At 43.0% G+C, this 20222-nt stretch carries 19 protein-coding genes and 1 riboswitch; of the genes, 13 read left to right on the forward strand and 6 right to left on the reverse strand.

All coding sequences use genetic code 11. From position 1 onward, the window contains the following. The first annotated feature begins 13 nt into the window (after positions 1 to 13). From K7399_RS00150 to K7399_RS00175, 6 genes are read left to right on the forward strand one after another with little or no spacing between them, the layout of a single operon-like run. Positions 14 to 1267: a M20 family metallopeptidase gene (locus K7399_RS00150; RefSeq protein ID WP_128166128.1), complete on the forward strand. Its 1254-nt coding sequence runs from the start codon at positions 14 to 16 to the stop codon at positions 1265 to 1267. Positions 1268 to 1309: 42 nt separating this feature from the next. Then, complete coding sequence (locus K7399_RS00155) at positions 1310 to 3304, forward strand: S9 family peptidase (protein WP_128166130.1); 1995 nt, start codon at positions 1310 to 1312, stop codon at positions 3302 to 3304. A 31-nt stretch (positions 3305 to 3335) separates the two neighbouring features. Beyond that, positions 3336 to 4145: an IclR family transcriptional regulator gene (locus K7399_RS00160; RefSeq protein WP_128166132.1), complete on the forward strand. Its 810-nt coding sequence runs from the start codon at positions 3336 to 3338 to the stop codon at positions 4143 to 4145. 51 nt (positions 4146 to 4196) lie between these two features. Beyond that, positions 4197 to 5141, forward strand: coding sequence for a DUF1177 domain-containing protein (locus K7399_RS00165; protein ID WP_128166134.1), 945 nt, complete (start codon positions 4197 to 4199; stop codon positions 5139 to 5141). A 3-nt stretch (positions 5142 to 5144) separates the two neighbouring features. Then, complete coding sequence (locus K7399_RS00170) at positions 5145 to 5822, forward strand: AroM family protein (RefSeq protein WP_128166136.1); 678 nt, start codon at positions 5145 to 5147, stop codon at positions 5820 to 5822. A 40-nt stretch (positions 5823 to 5862) separates the two neighbouring features. Continuing rightward, positions 5863 to 6810, forward strand: a complete 948-nt coding sequence (locus tag K7399_RS00175) for an aminopeptidase (RefSeq protein ID WP_128166138.1) — start codon at positions 5863 to 5865, stop codon at positions 6808 to 6810. A gap of 367 nt (positions 6811 to 7177) precedes the next feature. Here the strand turns inward: K7399_RS00175 and K7399_RS00180 are convergent, their stop codons facing one another. Next, a complete protein-coding gene (locus tag K7399_RS00180; RefSeq protein ID WP_164875463.1) occupies positions 7178 to 7774 on the reverse strand; it encodes a sigma-70 family RNA polymerase sigma factor in 597 nt (198 codons plus the stop codon). A gap of 402 nt (positions 7775 to 8176) precedes the next feature. On the opposite strand from K7399_RS00180, the gene K7399_RS00185 reads away from it, so the two are divergent. After that, the gene (locus tag K7399_RS00185) at positions 8177 to 8533 is read left to right on the forward strand and encodes a hypothetical protein (RefSeq protein ID WP_128166142.1); all 357 of its coding nucleotides are present in this window, start codon (positions 8177 to 8179) and stop codon (positions 8531 to 8533) included. Positions 8534 to 8689: 156 nt separating this feature from the next. On the opposite strand, the gene K7399_RS00190 is transcribed toward K7399_RS00185, so the two are convergent. The 5 genes from K7399_RS00190 to K7399_RS00210 are packed head-to-tail and all read right to left on the reverse strand — an operon-like array spanning position 8690 to position 14163. Then, entirely contained in the window at positions 8690 to 9676 is a 987-nt protein-coding gene (locus K7399_RS00190) for an ABC transporter ATP-binding protein (RefSeq protein ID WP_028984285.1), read from the reverse strand. 4 nt (positions 9677 to 9680) lie between these two features. After that, a complete protein-coding gene (locus K7399_RS00195; RefSeq protein WP_128166144.1) occupies positions 9681 to 10694 on the reverse strand; it encodes an ABC transporter ATP-binding protein in 1014 nt (337 codons plus the stop codon). Next, a complete protein-coding gene (locus tag K7399_RS00200) occupies positions 10694 to 11569 on the reverse strand; it encodes an ABC transporter permease (RefSeq protein WP_051575350.1) in 876 nt (291 codons plus the stop codon). Before K7399_RS00200 ends, K7399_RS00195 begins: the two co-directional genes overlap by 1 nt. 12 nt (positions 11570 to 11581) lie before the next feature. Then, the gene (locus K7399_RS00205) at positions 11582 to 12526 is read right to left on the reverse strand and encodes an ABC transporter permease (RefSeq protein ID WP_128166146.1); all 945 of its coding nucleotides are present in this window, start codon (positions 12524 to 12526) and stop codon (positions 11582 to 11584) included. A 47-nt stretch (positions 12527 to 12573) separates the two neighbouring features. Beyond that, on the reverse strand, positions 12574 to 14163 hold the full coding sequence (locus K7399_RS00210; protein WP_128166148.1) for an ABC transporter substrate-binding protein: 1590 nt from the start codon (positions 14161 to 14163) through the stop codon (positions 12574 to 12576). Between the two features lie 274 nt (positions 14164 to 14437). Next, a riboswitch (SAM riboswitch) is annotated at positions 14438 to 14541 on the reverse strand. A 524-nt stretch (positions 14542 to 15065) separates the two neighbouring features. On the opposite strand from K7399_RS00210, the gene K7399_RS00215 reads away from it, so the two are divergent. From K7399_RS00215 to K7399_RS00240, 6 genes are all read left to right on the forward strand, one after another. After that, a complete protein-coding gene (locus K7399_RS00215) occupies positions 15066 to 15875 on the forward strand; it encodes a transporter substrate-binding domain-containing protein (protein ID WP_128166150.1) in 810 nt (269 codons plus the stop codon). 92 nt (positions 15876 to 15967) lie between these two features. Next, on the forward strand, positions 15968 to 16627 hold the full coding sequence (locus tag K7399_RS00220) for an amino acid ABC transporter permease (RefSeq protein ID WP_028984281.1): 660 nt from the start codon (positions 15968 to 15970) through the stop codon (positions 16625 to 16627). Continuing rightward, positions 16614 to 17339, forward strand: a complete 726-nt coding sequence (locus K7399_RS00225; protein ID WP_028984280.1) for an amino acid ABC transporter ATP-binding protein — start codon at positions 16614 to 16616, stop codon at positions 17337 to 17339. The genes K7399_RS00220 and K7399_RS00225 overlap by 14 nt, the downstream gene beginning before the upstream one ends. Positions 17340 to 17368: 29 nt before the next feature. Continuing rightward, complete coding sequence (locus tag K7399_RS00230; RefSeq protein WP_128166152.1) at positions 17369 to 18337, forward strand: SIS domain-containing protein; 969 nt, start codon at positions 17369 to 17371, stop codon at positions 18335 to 18337. Between the two features lie 225 nt (positions 18338 to 18562). Next, the gene (locus K7399_RS00235; protein ID WP_028984278.1) at positions 18563 to 19294 is read left to right on the forward strand and encodes a UTRA domain-containing protein; all 732 of its coding nucleotides are present in this window, start codon (positions 18563 to 18565) and stop codon (positions 19292 to 19294) included. A 47-nt stretch (positions 19295 to 19341) separates the two neighbouring features. Beyond that, positions 19342 to 20193 (forward strand): PfkB family carbohydrate kinase, encoded by an 852-nt coding sequence (locus K7399_RS00240; RefSeq protein ID WP_028984277.1) that lies wholly within the window; start codon positions 19342 to 19344, stop codon positions 20191 to 20193. The last annotated feature ends 29 nt before the right edge of the window (positions 20194 to 20222 follow it).

Genomic DNA, 20222 nt, shown 5'->3' on the forward strand with positions numbered 1-20222 from the left:
GGATTGTTAACTAATGAATGGTGAACAGAAGGACCAATTGATTCAAAAGGTACTTGATCGAAAAGATGAATTAATCGAATTATGTTCAAATCTGTTAAAAATAAATAGTGAAAATCCTGAGGGCGATTCTACAGAGATTACAAATTTTATTGATGAGTTTTTGAAAAAAGCGGGATTAGAAACGACCATCTACGAAGCTGCTCCTAAGCGATTCAATTTGATCAGTGAACTAAAAGGAAATGGAAAGAAGAAAATGATCCTTTGCGGCCATACGGATACGGTGCCAGTTGGTGATCGTTCGAAATGGTCGTTCGATCCATTTTCCGGTGTAGTGAAAGACGGATATTTATTAGGCCGCGGTGCGAGTGACATGAAAGGTGGTGTGGCGGGCATTATCTTTGCATTGGCTTTTCTGAAGCAAGAACGGATTACACCTCCGGGAGATTTGATCCTTGCACTGGTTCCTGATGAAGAGTGCGGCGATATCTATGGTGTTCCGTGGTTATTGAAAAATAGGTACTTGGATGCAGATGGGTCCATAATTGCTGAGCCTGCTTCTCCATTGAATCCAACTATTGGTCAAAAGGGCTCATACTGTTTCAAAGTTACTATTTACGGCAAGCCGGGTCATGGAAGTCTATCACCGTTTGCGGGTCGTAGTGCCATTGTTGATGCAATGCAGGCTATTAAAGAAATACAAACAGTGACTGATCTGGAGATCAATATACCTGAAGAACTTCTGCCATTAATTGACCTTTCCAATAAGTTTATTAAGGACGAAGGAATGGATGGATACGATAAGGTATTGAAGAAAATCACCTGCAATGTCGGTACAATCAAAGGCGGTACGGGTACGAATGTGGTTGCTGATAAATGTGAGGTGAAATTTGATTGTCGTCTTCCATTTGGCACGACTCAGGAGGAAGTATATGAGTATGTAAAAACAAAATTAAATGCGCTAGGTATTGAATATAGTATTGAACGTTTTGGTTTTCGCAGTAATGCCAATTATACATCTGCACAGGATCCCATTTGCAAGTCAGTAGTTGATAATATCAGCTATGTGAAGAAGAAAAATGCCTACGGAGTTCTGCAATGGGCATGCAGTGACGCGCGCCATTTCAGAGAATATGGGATTCCGGTCCTTCAATACGGACCGGCAGAAACAGAAACGATTCATGGTTTTGATGAACGCGTTAAGGTTCAGGATGTTGTGGATTGTGCGCTCGTATACATTTTGGCTGCTCTAGATTTTCTCGAAGATTAAAACGGATTGACTTTCATATTATGGGAGGGATCAACCTCTACTATGAGCGGTAAAAGGATTAAAATTAACGATTTGTTTCACTTAGCGTCGGTTTCATCGCCGACCATTTCATTAGATGGTAAAAAATTAGTTTATGTTACAACAATTCTTGATGAACAATCAGATTGTTACCAATCAGATCTTATTTATCGGGATTTGGAGACAGAAACCGAGAAGCGCTTGACGCGAGGTGGGGATCAAAATACATCCCCTTTATGGTCACCGGATGGAACCATGCTGATGTATTTGTCTGATCGTGATGGGTCGAAACAGGTGTATGTACAATCTGTGCCATATGGAAAGCCGAGAAAAGTAACGCAGACTGAGCACGGAATCTCACAGTTTTTCTGGCATCCGGATTCTGAACATATACTTTTCAGTACGAAAATTGATGTGTCACCAAAAAAAGGACAGATAGAAACGGATGTGTCTTCTGCTGATCGTCCCAATGTGCTCCGGATCACGAAAGTGAATTATAAATCCAATGCTGAAGGACTTTTTGAACCGAACTTAGAAGATAGGATTTGTATTCAGTCTATCAAGGAATCTAAATTTAAAATACTCACGGATTATTCAATTGGATACGGTCTTAAGAGGCTAGGGGATATTTCCCCTGATGGACGATATCTTCTGTGTGAAAGACAAATAGAAAAAGAGAACCCTTTCAATCAGGATACCGGTGTTTGGCTAATTGATCTCCAGACTGGTGAGCAAGAATGGGTGACAGAACCGTACAAAACAGGGGTTTTTGGAGAAGCTACATTTTCTCCAGATGGCAATTATATCGCAATGATTGGGAACGCAAAACGCTATGAAACTCCAAATCAGTTCACCGTGTATCTTTTTAATCGAGTTAATAACGAACTTGTGGATTTATTGCCGAATCAGGATATGCAATTAGGAGATTGGGCTGTTGGGGATTTTCAGCAGAACCGCACCACACCATGCCTTCAATGGGGCTTTGACAGCAAGTCCGTCTACTTTACAGCAAGTGTTGAAGGGGGAGTTGATCTTTACCAAGCAACGATTGATGGTGATTTCGAACAGGTCACTGAATTCAGAACCCATATTTTTGAATTCACAGTAAGTCCTATAGCTAATCAAGCGATTATTGGTTTGAGTGCACCGGACGTGCCCAGTGATCTCTATCCATTGAATCTCGGGAAGAAGCAATTAGGCGCTGCTCTTACTCATATGAATCAAGCGCAATTAAGCCAAGGAGAAACAGCAAAGTATGAGCCGATTCATTGCCGAACTCGTGATGGACAGAGTTTAGGTGGCTTTCTTGTGTATCCAATTGATTATGAAGAAGGCGGGAACTATCCATTAGTTTTGAATATACATGGTGGTCCGTATACAATGCATGCTGCGACTTTTTATCATGAAGTTCAGGTCATGGCTGCGTCAGGTTATGCTGTGCTGCTCCTTAATCCACGCGGGAGCTTTGGTTACGGACAGACTTTTGTCAGTCAGGTTACTGGACATTACGGAGAAGGTGACTATCGAGATCTGATGGATGGCTTAGATTTTGTGTTGGATCATTTCTCGTTTATTGACCATTCATCACTGTATGTCACAGGCGGTAGTTATGGTGGGTTCATGACCAACTGGATTGTCTCTCACACCAATCGATTTAAGCGAGCGATCACACAACGATCAATGTCCAACTTTGTAAGTCTCTTTGGTACGAGTGATATCGGCTATCATTTTATCAAAGATGAAATGCACGCAGATATCCATGATGTTGAAACATTATGGAAGAAATCTCCATTAGCTTATGTTCATAATGTTGTAACCCCCATTTTGATTATGCAAAGTGAGCAGGACTATCGTTGCCCAATGGAGCAAGCTGAACAATGGTACACGGCTTTAAAATATGACAGGAAAGAAGCAGAGTTCATTCGTTTTCCGAATTCAACGCATGAAATATCAAGAAGTGGTATTCCATCCTTACGTATAAAACGATTAAAATTAATGATGGAATGGTTTGGTAAATAATGTTATGAATCCTAGCGAATGAGGTGCGGTCATGTTAAAAACGTTGAAGACGGCAATGGAGATCCTAAATAAGTTTACAAGTGACAGACCCTCTTGGACAGCACGTGAACTGGCGGAGGAACTAGACATCCCCCAAGTCAACGTGTATCGAATTCTTGATTCCTTCGAAGTAGGAGAATACCTGTCAAAAAACGAGCTGACCAAGCAATATAGATTAGGCATACGTCTAGTTCAATTAAGTGAAATTGCGAGCAAGAACCAAGATGTTGTCGAGATCCTGCGTCCAGTCATGCGTCACTTAATGAAAGATACGGGAGAGGCTGTGTTTTTAGTTGGCTTAAATGGATTTCAAGGTGTCACTTTGGACTCTATTGCGCCTGAAAACAAAGTAGGTTTTTCAATCGCACTTGATGGTCGAGCTCCGTTATATGCAGGGGCTTCCTATTGGTCTATGCTGGCTTATTTGCCAGATGAAGTGATTAACCGTGTTAAGAAAAGTTCATTTGACCAATTACTCATGCCTTCTTCGCTAACTACGAATGTATTAATGGAAAAATTAACATTTGTACGAAAGAATCATTGGGTTGCAAGTCATGGTCAATTTACTCCGGATATCATTGCTGTTGCGTCTCCTCTATTCTTAAACGGAAAGGTGATTGGCTCACTCACCATAGCAAAGCCAATTTATCGAGTGAAAGAAAATGATGAGTTTATCATCGGAGAAGCAGTACAAAAAGCAGCTGAGAGGATTAATCAATTGATTGATCAATACCAAATAAACTTAGATTACTATATTTATTTTAGAAATAGACATTCAAATGAGCGTAACATGCACCACTGATACAACGTTCGACCGATTTATATAGATTATTTGAATAATGGAGGAATTCTTGTGATACTAAAACAGACCCTATGCGTGATTGATAAATTAGATGATCTACATATAACCGGAGAAAAAGTTGTTGCACTTTTTAATCAATATCCGAATGTGTCTGCTTCTTACGAGAGTGTTCAAGGCGATAAAGGGAGTACAGATTTTGTGAAAATTATTATTCCTGGGAAATCCGGAAAACGTGCATCTGGGAACGCTCCTACGTTTGGCATTATAGGAAGACTTGGTGGCATCGGTGCACGCCCTACACGAATTGGACTAGTGTCTGACGGAGATGGGGCGGTAGCTGCATTATCAGCGGCTATGAAATTAGCAGATATGCAGCTTAAAGGTGATCAGCTTGAAGGCGATGTGATTGTAGCGACACATATTTGCCCGACAGCGCCTACCTTGAAACATGAACCGGTGGATTTTATGGATTCGCCAATTGATATCCAAACCATGAATGAACATGAGGTCTCATCGGAAATGGATGTCATTCTCTCGATTGATACAACCAAAGGCAACCGCATTGTCAATCATAAGGGAATCGCGATCTCACCAACGGTTAAGGAAGGCTACATTCTTCGTGTAAGCGAAGATTTGTTACGTATTCAAGAAATGACAACGGGACAATTACCAGTTACTTTTCCTATTACAAATCAGGACATCACACCATATGGCAATAGCCTGTACCATATGAATTCAATTTTACAACCAGCAGTAGCCACTGTTGCCCCAGTTGTCGGTGTCGCCATTACGGCTCAGTCGATTGTTCCAGGATGTGGAACAGGAGCAAGTCATGAATTTGACATTTCGACTGCAGCTGCATTTGCTATTGAGGTCGCCAAAGAAACAACAAACGGCACCTGTAAATTCTATGATGAAAGTGAATTTGAAAGGATTCAGTCTCTCTATGGATCGATGAGAATCCTTCAAACCCAGGGGAATTCGGTAAGGAGTTGAGTGATGGTGGCTGTATTAGGTATACTGACAATTGGTCAATCTCCGCGCACTGATGTTCAACCAATTCTAGAAGAAATCTTATCCGAACAGATGTTCATTCAAAAAGGAGCATTGGACGAGTTCACAAAAGATTTCATTGAAGAACACTTGGCGCCTTCCGATCCATCTTGTGGGTATGTGTTAACGTCACGATTGAAAGATGGTAACTATGTCTCAATGGACCGCAGGAAGCTACAGCCATTTGTACAAAATAAGATTGATGAATTTGAACGTGAAGGGGTGCAGTATATATTGCTCCTTTGCACCGGTATTTTCAAAAAATTAAAAACAAATACTGCTCAGATTATCGAACCGGATCATATAATTCCACCAATTGTTAAATTGATGCTTGGTAACAAACGTTTAGGGGTCATTGTTCCTTTGAAGGAACAGATTAACAATTTCGATGATAAGTTTACTTGTGCAGGATTAGAACCGATATTCTCGTTCGCTTCACCTTATGTGAAGAATAGAGAAGCATTTCATAAAGCTGGATTAGAACTCAAGGAAAAAACCGACCTCATTTTAATGGACTGTATGGGCTATACTGAAGAAATGAGACAATGGATTGTCGAGGATACCAATAAACCTACCATCCTTTCGAATGCACTAATTGCGAAAGTAATATCCGTATTTATCTAAATGAATGATCAAATAAATAAAGAACGAGAGATGAAGAGTTATGACCGAACAAATGATTAAAGTTTGTCAAAATATCCTAGAAAAGTGTTTGCAATTGCAGGAAAAAGAATCCTTTCTTGTTGTAACAGATGAAACAAAGGAAGAGCTTGCACGATTGATCTATGAGGCAGGCCAGAAAATAGGGGCGGAATCCATGCTTGTACTGATGAAAAATCGTCAGCGCTCTGGTGAGGAACCTCCAGCTGCAATTGCTGCCGCGATGAAAAGCGCTGACGCAGTGGTTTGCATCACAGAATGTTCTCTGACCCATACAAAAGCACGAAAAGAGGCGGTTGCTTCCGGTACTAGGATCGCCACTATGCCAGGTATCTCTAAGGACATGTTTCTAAACGGTGCTATTACAGCCGATTACGATGAGGTTCAGAAGTTGACTTATCAAGTTAAGGATGTACTCGATAAAGGAAGAAAAGTGACTATTAATAAAGATGGCTATACGTTTTCATTTTCCATTGAAGGGAGGGAGAGCATCTCAAGTACGGGTGTTTACGTGAAACCTGGAGAATCGGGCAATCTTCCCTCTGGTGAAGCTTTCATTGCTCCAGTTGAAGGGACTGCAAATGGACAGCTACTTATCGATGGATCTATTGTTGGCATCGGGAAGATAAAATCTCCAATTATACTTACTGTTGAAAAAGGACGATTGGTAGAGGCTGAAGGAGAAAACGCCGATAAACTACTGGAACTTCTTGGAAACGAACTAGGCCGCTCCGTTGGCGAGTTTGGCATTGGCACAAATAAAAGTGCCAGAATTACCGGCAATGTTCTCGAAGACGAAAAAGTATACAAAACCGTGCATATTGCTTTCGGCAGTAACCTGACTTTCGGTGGAATAGTCGAAGCTGGCGTTCATATTGATTGTGTGTTTAATTGTCCGGACGTGATCATAGATGATCACATCATTTTTGAAAAGGGAATTTTCAAAGAGTAATCGACTAGTTCTGTTGGACAGTAGATGTTGTGTGGATTGCTCTATTAAGAAAATTCATATGAATATGCGAAATCCAATTACTGCGCAATTTATGCGTGGTTTTTGGTTTTTTATTCATCATCGTGGGGACTTCCCATTAACGGTCAAGAATTAGTGTACCTTTCATCATAGAGGGTAATTCTCTGTCCGAGACGAAGGTTTATTTTGTCCAATAAGATGGTTCTTTCAAAGTGAATATTCAGTAAAGTGCCGCTTCTGAAACCACGTGGATCAATCTAAAGTGGAATCATTGTCATGGCTTGCGTGTTTGAAGCACAAAAAAATCGACCGGTAGCGTGTGCTGATCCGGTCGATGATTTTTTAAGTATCATTTGCGTTTTCTTAATTCTTCTTTTAAAGGCTGAAGTTTTTTGCGCAGGCACTTTTTCCAGGAGCGGACGGTGTGTTCGGAGACGTGGGCGGCTTCGGCGATTTGTTGGGTGCTCCAATCGTGAAACAGGCTGAGCTTGAGGTACAGCGCTTCACGCGGGGTGAGGTTGGGTAAATGCTCTTCGAGAAGCCGGAGCATTTGCATGTTGAGCGGTTCGGTGGCTTCATCAGGAATGTCGTAGCTGCGATCGCTGTCCATGCAATAGGATTCGCGAGTCGTGTTTTTATAGTGCTTGCGCAGATGATCGGAGAGACGTCCGTTCATCGTTGAAGTTGCGAACGCAATGAACACATTTTCTGGATTCTTTTCGGGTGTGACCTTGGCGATATCGAATTTGAAATTGGCTTCCCAAAAGGCGTTACGCGCGATCTGCAGCGCTTCCTCGTAATCTGCATCACAGAACAAATAGTTCGTGTAGCGATCGGTATTCTGGCGTACGGTTTTTCTGATTTTCGGTTCGTACTTCCACATCAGTCTTTCAAAAGCGTCAGAGGCAGATTCGAATGGGGCAGCAAAATAGTCAGTAAATGGCATAATATGGAGCTCCTTTCGGGGATTAAGTTTTTTATAAAGGATTTGAACGGGGCAAGTGACGGGTGACTGATGTGGTTCGTGATGAATCATGCGCTATGTTTTTTATATAGGGCGCTTAAACGAAAAATGGTGGGAAAAATCTGAAAAAATATGGAGTAGCCCTGCATTTTGTTAAAAGGGAGCGTTGGTGAATGGGGCTGTACATGGTGGAAATGCAAGAAGCATTGCTAGTGATGCTTTCATTTTACGGAATATGGCTTGCTTTTTTACAATAAATAGCAAAAAAGGAAGGATTATTCGCTAAATTCCGAACAAACCGTGAACAGTATTGATTGATGGAGGAACGAATTGCTATACTTAATAAAGTCAGAAAATAATGATAATAACAAGGGGGTTGTTCCAATGATTCCAAAAGGCCTAAACACGAATCATATCTTGCTTGCTGTTGAAGAAATGGACAACGCGCAAGTGGTTCGGCTTCATGAAGATCCGGATCAATATGAAAAGCACCATCTCATGATGAACGGCAAATTCTATCCTTTGGGAGGCATTGTCATGCGGGCCATCTGGTACGCCACCCAAACCGAGTCGCAGCTTGGTGACTACCGGAACAGTGACGAAATCAAAAAGGCTGTTGAATCATTGGGCTTTGTCGTCACCTCTGCGCGCATAATCTATGGAAAAAAGGGAAATCAATACTCCGCCACATCGGCAGCTTACGGCTGGACCCTGTACAGCGATCGACCATTGGAGCTGTAGGGGTGGAGAAGAAAAAACGGCTGAGGACTGCAGACGTATAAATGATCATCTGATTAAGGAGCAGCCTTTTTGTATCAAACACAAATCTCCCAAATAGCGATGTACCGTTTGGGGGATTTGTGTTGTTGTTGCTATGAAATGATTTGGAAGTGCCGGTTAGCGCGTTCCCTGATTCATCGGATAGAAACAGGCAACGTCATGGTGTTCGGCAAGCTGGGTCAATTCAGGATCATGCGTTTTGCAGTAATCTTGTGCAATCGGGCATCTAGGATAGAACGCGCAGCCTGATGAATGAGTGATCAGACTCGGTTGGTCTTCTTTCACAAAGGCCCATGTTCTTGTTTTTGCTGTTTTAGGATCAGGAATCGGGATCACTGAAAGCAGCTTGTTGGTATAAGGATGTGAAGGATGTGTAAAAAAGGATTCGTTGCTTGCTAGTTCCTTCACTTGTCCCAAATAAATAACGGCAATTCGGTCCGCAATATTTTTGACGACGGATAAATCATGAGAGATAAACAGGTACGTGAGATTAAATTCTTTCTGCAAATCTTTCAGCAGGTTGATGATTTGTGCTTGAATCGATACATCCAAGGCGCTGACCGGTTCGTCACAGACAATCAGCTTCGGTTTCAGCGCGATGGCGCGGGCAATGCCGATACGTTGACATTGTCCTCCGGAGAATTCATGGGGCAGGCGATTGGCATATTTCGGATCAATGCCAACGAGATCCATTAATGTCCGGACGTTCTTTTTTATGGCTTCTTTTGGATAGCCAAAAGCTTTTAATGGTGCGGCGATGATTTCGCCGACGCTCATTCTCGGATTAAGGCTTGAGAATGGGTCTTGAAAAATCATCTGCACGTCTTTCCGGAATTTATGCTTTTCGGCATGCGTGTATTGAAAAATGTCCTCTCCCTTAAATAATACGGTTCCGGAGGTTGGTTTCTGCAGGGTCAAGAGTGTTCGTGCCAGCGTGCTTTTCCCGCAGCCGGATTCGCCGACAATGCCGAGCGTTTCGCCTTCTTTAACGGACAGGTTCACGTTGTTTACGGCTTTCGTCTCATCGCTATGATGCTTTAGAAAACCGCGTTTTTTCGTAAACGTGACGTTCAAGTTTTTGACTTGTACGAGTTCACTGCTCACTGGGTTACACCTCCTCAGGCTGCTTCTGTTCAAATCGATGTTTGCTTTCTTCAAACGCTTGCGCGGTTAACAAGCATGCTTTCTTGTGGTGAGCCCCAACAGCGGTCAGTTCAGGCTCCGTTTCCATGCATTGCGGTGTCGCAAACGGACATCTTGGACTGAAATTGCACCCGGCAGGAGGCGACACCAAGTTGGGTGGCTGCCCGGGAATGGACATCAGACGATCATGGCGCGTCAATTTCAAGCTGGGAATGGCGCGCAATAGTGACCATGTATAGGGCATCGCGGTCTGATAGAAGATGTCTTCCGCAGTGCCTTCTTCAACGATTTTTCCCGAGTACATAACTAAAATGCGATCAGCGAGTTTTGCAACAATGCCCAGGTCATGGGTAATGATGATGATCGCCGTCTTGTATTTCAATTGGATTTGTTTTAACAGCCCTAAGATCTGTGCTTGAATCGTTACGTCCAGAGCCGTTGTCGGTTCATCAGCGATCAACAGTTTCGGCTCGCCGGATAATGCCATTGCGATCACAATGCGCTGGCGCATTCCTCCTGATAATTCGTGTGGGTAACTTTTCATACATTGTTGAGGTTGATGAATCCCAACATCTCTGAGCAACTGCAATGCTTGAGCTTCTGCTTGTTTATGAGCGATCTTTTTGTGGCTTTGAATCGCTTCGATCAGCTGTCTGCCCACTTTGAAAATAGGATTTAAGCTTGATAAGGGATCCTGAAAGATCATCGCGAGTTCATTACCGCGAAGCGCGCATAATTCTTTTGTCGATTTTTTTAACAGATCCTTGCCCTCAAATAAAATTTCACCTTGAGGATAAAACACAGGGGGTGAAGGATTTAATTGCATTAATGATTGGGCTAAAACGCTTTTTCCGCTGCCGGATTCGCCAACAATGCCGATTGTTTCACCGCGCTTGATTGAGAAGCTCACATCATCAACGGCTTTTACGAGACCGTTGGATGAATCAATATAGGCTTTTAAATGGTTAACCTCGAGCATTAGATCACCTCCTGCTTTGTCGACTCTGTTTTTGCGCGTTTCAGCTGCGTTTTGCGCTTGAAATGCTGCATGGTTTTAGTCCTGTGCGGATCAAGGAGATCTCTTAATCCGTCTCCGAGAATATTTAACGAAAGCACGGTGATGACGATCGCAATGCCAGGAAAGATACTCAGCCAAGGCGCGATTGTGATATATTCCTGTGCTTCCTGCAGCATGTTTCCCCATGTTGGAATGGACGGACTGATGCCCAGACCTAAAAAGCTTAAGGCTGCTTCTGCTAATATTGCTTTTGCAAACGTAAAGGTTGCCTGCACAATGATCGGAGAACTCACGTTTGGCAACACGTAGCGAAACAAGATCGTGAATGGACCTGTTCCGGTGGTCACAGCCGCCTCAATAAACTGAAGCTGTTTGACTTTCAGTACCGCTGAGCGAATCACGCGCGTCATTTGTGGGAAATTGGCAAAGGTCAGGGCAATGATGATATTGGTCATTGATCCGCCGAGTGCAGCAACAAGAGCGAGCGCCAACAGTAAAGCAGGAAAAGCCATCATCCCATCAATCATGCGCATGATGATAAAATCAACTTTTCTATAGTAGCCGGAAACGAGCCCCACAAGAGTGCCTAAGACGGTCGCAATGAACGCAACGGCCATCCCGATGAAAAAGGAAACCTTGGCTGCAGCAATCGTTCGTGCAAAAACATCGCGCCCAAAGTGATCGGTACCAAACCAATTGTGGGCTGAAATGCCATGTAGGCGCTGCGTGGCTTCGATATGTGTCGGTGAATGCGGCAGCCACCAAGAAGAAGTCACCGACGCCAACAGCAAGACAATCAAAATGCCGGCAGCAATCCAAATTCTTTTTTTCAGCATGCTTTAAGCCCCTTAGTTATATCGAATCCGAGGATCCAATAAAGTATAAATAAGATCAACGAGCAGATTGACCAAGACATAAATCACAGCAATAAACAGAATTACGCCTTGTATGACGGGATAATCGCGTCGATAGATGGAATCAATTAACAATTGACCGATACCTGGAATCGTGAAAATTGTCTCCACGATAACCGTCCCGCCTAATAGTCCGGCAACCATCGTACCGACAACGGTTGTTGTAGGAATCAAGGCATTGACAAATACATGTTTTAAAAGCACGGCGCTTTCACTAAGCCCTTTTGCTCGAGCCGTTTTCGTATAGTTCTGGCCAATTGCTTCCAGCATGCCGTCGCGCAGCATTCTTGCGATCAACCCCGTCTCCACGCAAGCTAAAATAACGGCCGGCAGGAAGAGGTGGTAGAGCCCGTTGAAGAAATTTCTGGAAAGCGGAACATATCCTGCAACCGGGAAAATAGGAAACGTGACCGCAAAAATCAAAACAAGCAGTATGGCCAGCCAAAACGCAGGGATGGAGACGCCGAGTAAAGAAAGCGAAATGAAAATAGGATCTAGTAATGTATTGCGCTTCCAAACAGCGATGACAGCTGTAGGGATCGCAACAAGTAATGTTAAGACAAGTGCAAAGACCGTCAAATTAATGGTTGGTCCGATATGGGAAGCGATGATTCCTTTTACAGATTCAGATGAATACACCGATTGGCCTAAGTCTCCGGTTAAGAGTTTCTTCATCCAATCCAAATATTGAATAGACAAAGGTTCATTGAGCCCCAATTTATTCTCTAATTGATGAATACTTGCGCGGCTGGCGTCTTGTCCCAAAATCAGGGCAGCGGGATTGCCTGGGGTCAAGTGTATGATCAAAAAGACAATCAAGCTGACAATAAATAATATAGGGATTAACGATACGACACGCGTTGCGATATATCTAAGCAAGACTTTTCCTCCTTCATCTGATGGAACGACTCAGACGATGCACGGTCTCATTCACTTGTCTTCCAAGTGTTCCAGAATCGTTCACCTAACCAACTGTCATAGTGCAGCTTGGTGCTTCGCAGATCAAACGATGATTCGTTTGCGATCTTATAGAAAGGCAGTTCGCTGTATACCGTTTCGTTCATTTGTTTCAAAACGGCTTTTCTTTGAACATCTGTGTCCGCCTTTCCCCATTGCGTTAAAAGGGAAGACCATTTTTGGCTTTCATACCAGCCGCTATTATTCGAATTCAGCACCAACATGCCCAATTCACTTGGTGAGAAGCGTGTCGACCAGCCGACGACTTCCAGATCCCAGTTCTTTGGATCTTTCCATTTCGCGAGGAAGGTTGTCCATTCATAAGGCACCAAATTGACTTTAAATCCGACTTCTTCCATTTGCTGCTTGACGATTTCTGCAATCCGTTTGTAGTTATCGTTGTCATTCGAGTAAATGATCGTCAGCGGTTTGCCGTCATAACTTGATTCTTTCAAAAGCCGTTTTGCTTTGGCTTTATTATAGGCAAGGTAACCCGCAGTGCCTTCCTTGGTATAGAGCTGTTTTTGGGAAGGATCGAAAAGGGCGCCGTCCAGCTGATAGAACTTTTGATTTCCGTAAGTTGCTTGCGCAATTGCCTTTTTATTTAACGCTGCATTCAATGCTTGCCGCGCTTTTAGGTCATTGAACGGCGGCTCACTTTTATCGGGGGTCAGCGTCGAATAGCCATTGATATAAGTCACCGGTGCGACTTGTTTGGAATTCTTTAACGTGTCGTAGAGATCTGAAGGAATGCCTTGCGCATAGTCATATAAACCGGTTTTCAAACCATTTTGCCTGACGGTCGTATCTTTGACGATCAAATAGTCGATTTTGTCGAAATAGGCCGTTTTCTTCCCGGTCAGGCCGCCCCAATTTGTTTCTTTGCGTGATGCGTACTTTTTAAACCGTTTTAATTCAATCTTTTGCCCTTTGTCCCATTTTGCGAATTGGTAGGGACCGGTTCCGATGAGCTGCTTTGTATTTAAAGGTTGATCAAGCGCTTGTTTCGCTATTTTTTCAGGAATGATCGCCAATGCAGATTTCGGTGCGCTCATACTTTCGATAAAGGAGGAGTAAGGCGTTTTCAAATCAACACGAAGGGTCTGATCATTTAATTTGCTTACTTTTTTAATATAGCTGTTCGTGATTTGGCCTACAGAAGATACTTTTCTCCATCGGTCCAGCGAAGCAATGACATCATCGGCCGACATCACCGATCCGTCTTGAAACGGGACATGTTTGCGAAGCGTGATGGTGTAGGTTTTCTTATCGCTGCTTACTTTATAACCGGTTGCTAGTAACGGCTTAATCGTGTAATTTTTATCCAAAGCAAAAAGTGTTTCGAAAATATTCCAACCGATATCCCGTGTTGCGGTGGCCGAAGTAAACGACCAATCTAATGTATCGGGTTCTGAAGCATAGGCCACTTTCAAAGTTCCCCCTTTTGTAGGGGCAGAATCCGTTTGATCGGAAGCTTGCGATCCGCAGCCGACGAGAGTAAACACCAGAGTTAATCCAATAATTAAACAAATAAAACGATTCATTCGAAGATGGTTCACAGCAAAATACCTCCATTAAAAATATTAAATTTACCTTTTTACTATGAATTTACATGCAATTCATTCCAAAATGCAATTTTAAAGCGTAGAGCTAAAATCTCGAAACCTATGTAAAATTATTTTGGTAATTTTATAGGTTTACTAGGAAAAACGCCAACCTAACTTGCTTAGCAGTGAGCCATTCCCTCCTTTGTCTTCAGCAAACCCATTCATCCCAAATTAAAGAAATGAAAAAAGCGCTCTCTTAATGGTATAAGAAAACACTTGGTCGGTTTCCTTATCTTTCAGATTTCCCTGCTGGACTTAGCACCTTGTCGCCCTACAACGACGGTTGCTGAAGCTTCATCGGGCCAGTCCCTCAGCTTCTCTTGATAAGAAGTATGTGATTCCTGTATTCAATTGAAAACATTATATATTAATGTGTTTCTTAATTCAATACCTTAGGCGTAGCCTAGTTTTTCTAACAGGATAAGAAAGCATAAGATTTTGCGCCGTCTTTAAACCAATAGACCCGTGTCTTGGCAAGAATCCAAGCGGAGGTACTCTGGCGCCTGCGGGATCGCGCTTAGTTGATGCGTGCCAGCGAGTAACCGAAGCGGCGATTCAGCACCGAAAAGACACGAGACGATCACACATGGCTGGAGATTAAGGAACAAGGTAGCCTAGTTTTTCTAATGAAATTATTTTTCCTTTGTAAATGCTTGATCTATCAACATTTACAAGATTTTTATGTCAGATAATATAACAAAATGTTAAGACATATTAAAATATTATATTGACATTGCAATATTTAGAATATAATATTAAGTCATTGAAAGACATAACGTTATAATACGTATTAATATTATCTCACTATTCAAAATGAGCTGATATAAATCTATCGTTAAAGGAGATGTATTGAGTTGGGGAAAAGGGTATTTAAAATCATTTCAGCATTGTCTTTTACTTTCATTCTGATGTTCTCGCTAGCTGCTTGTGGAAGCAATGGGGACAAGAAGACGAGTTTGGAAAAGATCAAGGCGAGGGGAACACTCGTTGTTGGCCTCAGTGCAGCAACCCCTCCGTATGAATTTCATTACAGCAACAACGGCAAAAATGAGATTAAAGGTGCTGATCTTGAACTGGTGAAGCGCATTGCCAAGCAGATGGATGTCAAATACGAGATTAAGGATATGGATTTTGATGGATTGCTGCCGGCTTTGCAGAGCGGAAAAATAGATATGATCGTTTCTGCAATGAGTCCGACACCGGAACGTGAGAAAGCGGCGGATTTTTCAAAAGTCTACTATAAAAGCACCAATGTGTTTGTTGTAAGGAAAAGTGAATTGAGTAAATACGCGAAGCCTTCTGCGTTGAAAAATGCGACCGTGGCTACGATTAATTCCTCGACTCAGCAGGCGGTTACTCAAAAGTATTTTCCAAAAGCACATTTAAAACTCCTCGGGAAATCGAATGACTTGGCGCTTGCCGTTGCCCATAATAAGGCCGATGCTATGCTCGTTGACGTACCAACCGCTGAGCTGCTCATTCGAGCGAATCCGTCGCTTGCGCAAACAAATTTAAAATACAATGACGATACTGCCGGTGCAGCGATCGCAATGCCGAATCACTCAAGCAAAGATTTTAAGGATGCGGTAAACACTGCGATCACCAAATACAAAGGACAATATGAAAAATGGATTATCGAACAAGTGAAGTATGTTAAGGAATAAACAAGTGATTACACGCGTCAAATCATGAGCCATACGACATTGTCTTTTCAGTATTTATATAATTCCAATAATTGGGATTGGGGTTGGAATTCTTGAATTTCTCTTTTTTGGGATCATACTACAGCTTCTTTTTGCAAGGGGCGTATGTCACTGTATTGCTGGCAATTATTTCAGTGATTGCCGGTACGATTTTAGGAGTCCTATTAACCTTAATGAGACGTTCCAAAATCAAAGTGGTTCGCTGGATCAGTATTGCTTACGTTGAGTTTATCAGAGGGACTCCATTACTTGCGCAAGTGTATCTCGTCTATGTTGGCTTGCCAATGCTCACCCAGCTTAATATTCCCGACTTTACAACGGGGGCTATTGCGCTTACGATCCATGCCTCGGCCTATATTTCGGAAACGATGCGCTCAGGGATTGAAGCGGTGCCCTATGGTCAGTCGGAAGCCGCAAGAAGTCTTGGCATGAACAGCAGAAGGACAATGCTTGACATTATTCTTCCACAAGCTTTTAAAAACATTCTTCCGGCGCTTGGCAACCAGTTCATCGGCAACATTAAAGACTCATCGCTGGTGTCCGTGATCGGGATCGCCGAGCTCATGTATGAGACCACCACGGTGCGCGGGACAACCGCCCTTGGACTTGAACCGATTATCGTGTGCTCCTTGATCTATCTCGTCCTAACCTTAACGTTGACAAGATTGCTCACGTTCGTTGAAAGGAGGTTAAAAAGCAGTGATCACCGTTAAACATTTGTACAAGTCCTTTAACAGTCATGAAGTGCTGAATGATATAAACTGTACGATTCATGACGGCGAAGTGATTGTTATTATCGGTCCGTCCGGATCTGGAAAAAGCACGCTATTACGCTGTCTTAACTTGCTGGAAACACCAACTCAGGGATCGATCATCATTGATGGGCAGGATATTACGGATCGAAAAGTCAACATTGATCAAGTCAGGGAAAAAATGGGCATGGTTTTCCAGCAGTTTAACCTCTTTCCTCATAAAACGGTGATTAAGAATATCTGCCATGCCCCCATCCGTGTTAAGAAAATGAAAAGGGGTGATGCAGAACAGCTGGGCATGGATTTACTAAGTAAAGTTGGATTGAGAGACAAGAAGGATGTTTATCCAATTACCCTCTCCGGCGGCCAGCAGCAGAGAATCGCGATTGCGCGGGCACTGGCGATGCAGCCGACTGCGATGCTGTTTGACGAACCGACATCGGCGTTGGATCCCGAAATGGTAAGCGAGGTTCTGGCCGTTATTAAAGACTTGGCTAAAGAGGGCATGACGATGGTTATTGTCACCCACGAGATGGGGTTTGCCAAAGAAGTTGGTGATCGCATTCTCTTCATGGATGGCGGCCAAATCGTTGAAGAAAATACGCCGGAGCAATTATTTAGCCATCCGCAACATGCACGCACGCAAAATTTTCTGTCTAAAATTCTTCATTAACTAACTGTAATTCTTGGGAGGAATAACCATTGGAACTTAATCAAATCATTCGATCAATTCAGAGCAAGCAAAGTGAAATTAGCAGTGTCTATTTTGTAGGATGCGGAGGATCGAAAGCGGATCTCTATCCGGGCTTCTACTTTCTGAGAAAGAATGCAAAGAAGCTGATTGCCGGCCATTTTACAGCGAATGAATTCAACTATGATACGCCTGCTGCAGTTGGCGAACACAGTATCGTGATTACGTGCTCGCTGGGTGGAACAACTCCGGAGACCGTTAAGGCAACGGGCCTTGCTAAATCACTGGGTGCGCACACGATTGCAGTGACCCATGACCCTCAATCGCCTTTGACGAAAGATGCAGACTATGTGGTCACGCACGGATTTCATGAAAGCTATTCGGCTAAGGTATCAAAACCGACCAAAGTATTGACGCTGGCTGTAGAAATCTTGAATGCTTTCGAAGGGTATAACGCCTACGATCATTTCATCGAAGGTGTAGGAAAAATTTATGATGTGATCGATGAAGCAACCGAATTACTGCTCCCTCAAGCGAAACAATTTGGTGAAGCGTACAAGGATGCTCCGGTCATTTATGTCATGGGCAGCGGAGCGACAGCAGAGGTCGCCTACTCCTTCTCAATTTGTCTGCTGCTTGAGATGCAATGGATCAATTCAAGTTCATTCAATAGTGGCGAGTTCTTCCACGGTCCTTTTGAAATCGTTGAAAAGGATAAACCATTCCTGCTGTTGATGAGCGAGGGCAGCACGCGTCCGATGGATTCACGAGCATTGGAATTCTTAAATCGTTTCGATGCGAAAACAACAGTCATAGACGCAAAGGATTTCGCGTTGCTCAATTATATTGCCGAAGATGTCGTTGATTATTTTAATCCGATTCTGATCGAGGGTGTGCTTCGTATTTTTGCAGAACAATTAGCGATTGCTCGAAATCACCCGCTGTCAAAAAGAAGATATATGTGGAAACTATCCTATTAATCTTTTTGCAAAAACAGAAGTTGACGCAGTTTCACGGGAACTGTACGGATAGACAATAAATTGTATAAGGATCATCGCGTTCCTCATTTCTGATCGGACCGGTGATCTTTTCTATTAAAAAACGGAGTTTGACGACCTGACACAAAAAGAGTGTGATGTGATGAGCTATGCTATCATTATAAAATAGAGTTCATTTCAAACTATTAAACGATTGGAAGTCGGACGATGCTAAACAAAGATAACCTATATCCACTCTATATCCAAGTCAAAAGAAAGATCATTGAGGAGATTCACAATGATACGTATACGGAAGGCTCACGGTTACCCTCTGAAACCGAGTTGTGTGAAAAATACGCGGTCAGTCGCATTACGATCAGACGATCTCTACAGGATATGGTGGAAAGTGGTTACCTCGTTCGCAAACAGGGGAAAGGCACCTTTGTAAAAAGGGGAAAGATCAAGCGAAGCTTAATTTCGCCGGATGGCTATACAGAGTATATGAAAGAGACGGGCCAGAAGCCGGAACGTAAGATCGTTGAGAAAATGATTAAACCGTGTTCTCCGTTTATTGCGAAACGATTAGCGATTCCGCCTGAAAGTGAAATCTTGGAACTTTGCCGCATTCTCTATATTAAAGATGTTCCGCTTGGCTACGAGGTGAATAGCTATCCAATCAGTCGTTTTCATGGTTTGGAAGCGTATATCGATGACCATGTTTCAACCCACGAAGTCTTGCAAGAGAAATATGGCGTAACCTTAAAAAGCACTTATAAGGTGTTGAATGTTTTGCTTGCAAATGAAAAAAACGCGAATTACTTGAATTGTAACGTCAGCACTCCCGTCTACCAGCTGGACAAGACGGCCTTTAACCAATACAACACAGCGATCTATCATTCACTGATGTACTATGATGTCAATCGGGTTAGCTTCGTTATCGAAGATCAGAAAGACGAGTGATTCTGAAAAGAAGCACATGAAGTCGTAAATGGAGGAAGGTTTCAGATGTGCGTTTTTTAGGACTTGGCGATAATGTTGTTGATATTTATGAATCGAGACAGACGATGTATCCCGGCGGCAATGCCTTGAATTTCGCAGTATTCGCGAGAAAGCTTGGCTTTGAATCCGCTTTTCTCGGCGCTTTTGGGACGGATCAGATTGCTGAACATGTCCAGGCATCCGCTAAGGCTTACGAAGTGGACCTCTCTCACTGTCGCATTTATGAAGGCGAGAACGGCTATGCCCGAGTAACGCTCAAAGACGGTGATCGCGTTTTCTTGGGAAGCAATCGCGGCGGCGTCCTAAGCCAATATGGCTTAACGATTTCTAACAAAGATGTGGAATACTTAAAAAGCTTTGATTTGATTCATTGCAATATCAATGGCTTTTCTGATGATGCGCTCCCATTGATTCACCAACTAGGTATTCCGATGTCTTATGATTTCTCCAGTGAATTTACGGAAGAAGATATTAAGCGCGTCGCCAAGTACATTGACATTGCTTGTTTTTCATGCAGTCATTTGACCGAGGACGAACTGAAAGACCTAGCTTCACGCGTTTCCGGTTACGGCTGCGATGGTGTGCTCTGTACCCAGGGCGAAAAGGGCGCATTCTTTTTTACAAAAGGTCAATGCTATCGTCAGCCGGCCCATTACATCAAAGCTCGAGACACCATGGGAGCCGGAGATGCTTTTCTCACTTGCTTCCTCGTTCACTATTATACGGCGCTTGGCAATGCTGCCGGCAAGAATGAAGCGATAAAAAAAGCCCTGGATTTGGCCGCTGACTTCTCAGCGCAACAGTGTCTAGTTGAAGGCTCCTTCGGTATGGGGAAAAAGATTGACATAACTGAGGAATAACAACTGTGAAGGAAGAATTTGAAGCGAAA

The organism is Sporolactobacillus terrae (assembly GCF_019930545.1).
Lineage (GTDB): Bacteria > Bacillota > Bacilli > Bacillales > Sporolactobacillaceae > Sporolactobacillus > Sporolactobacillus terrae.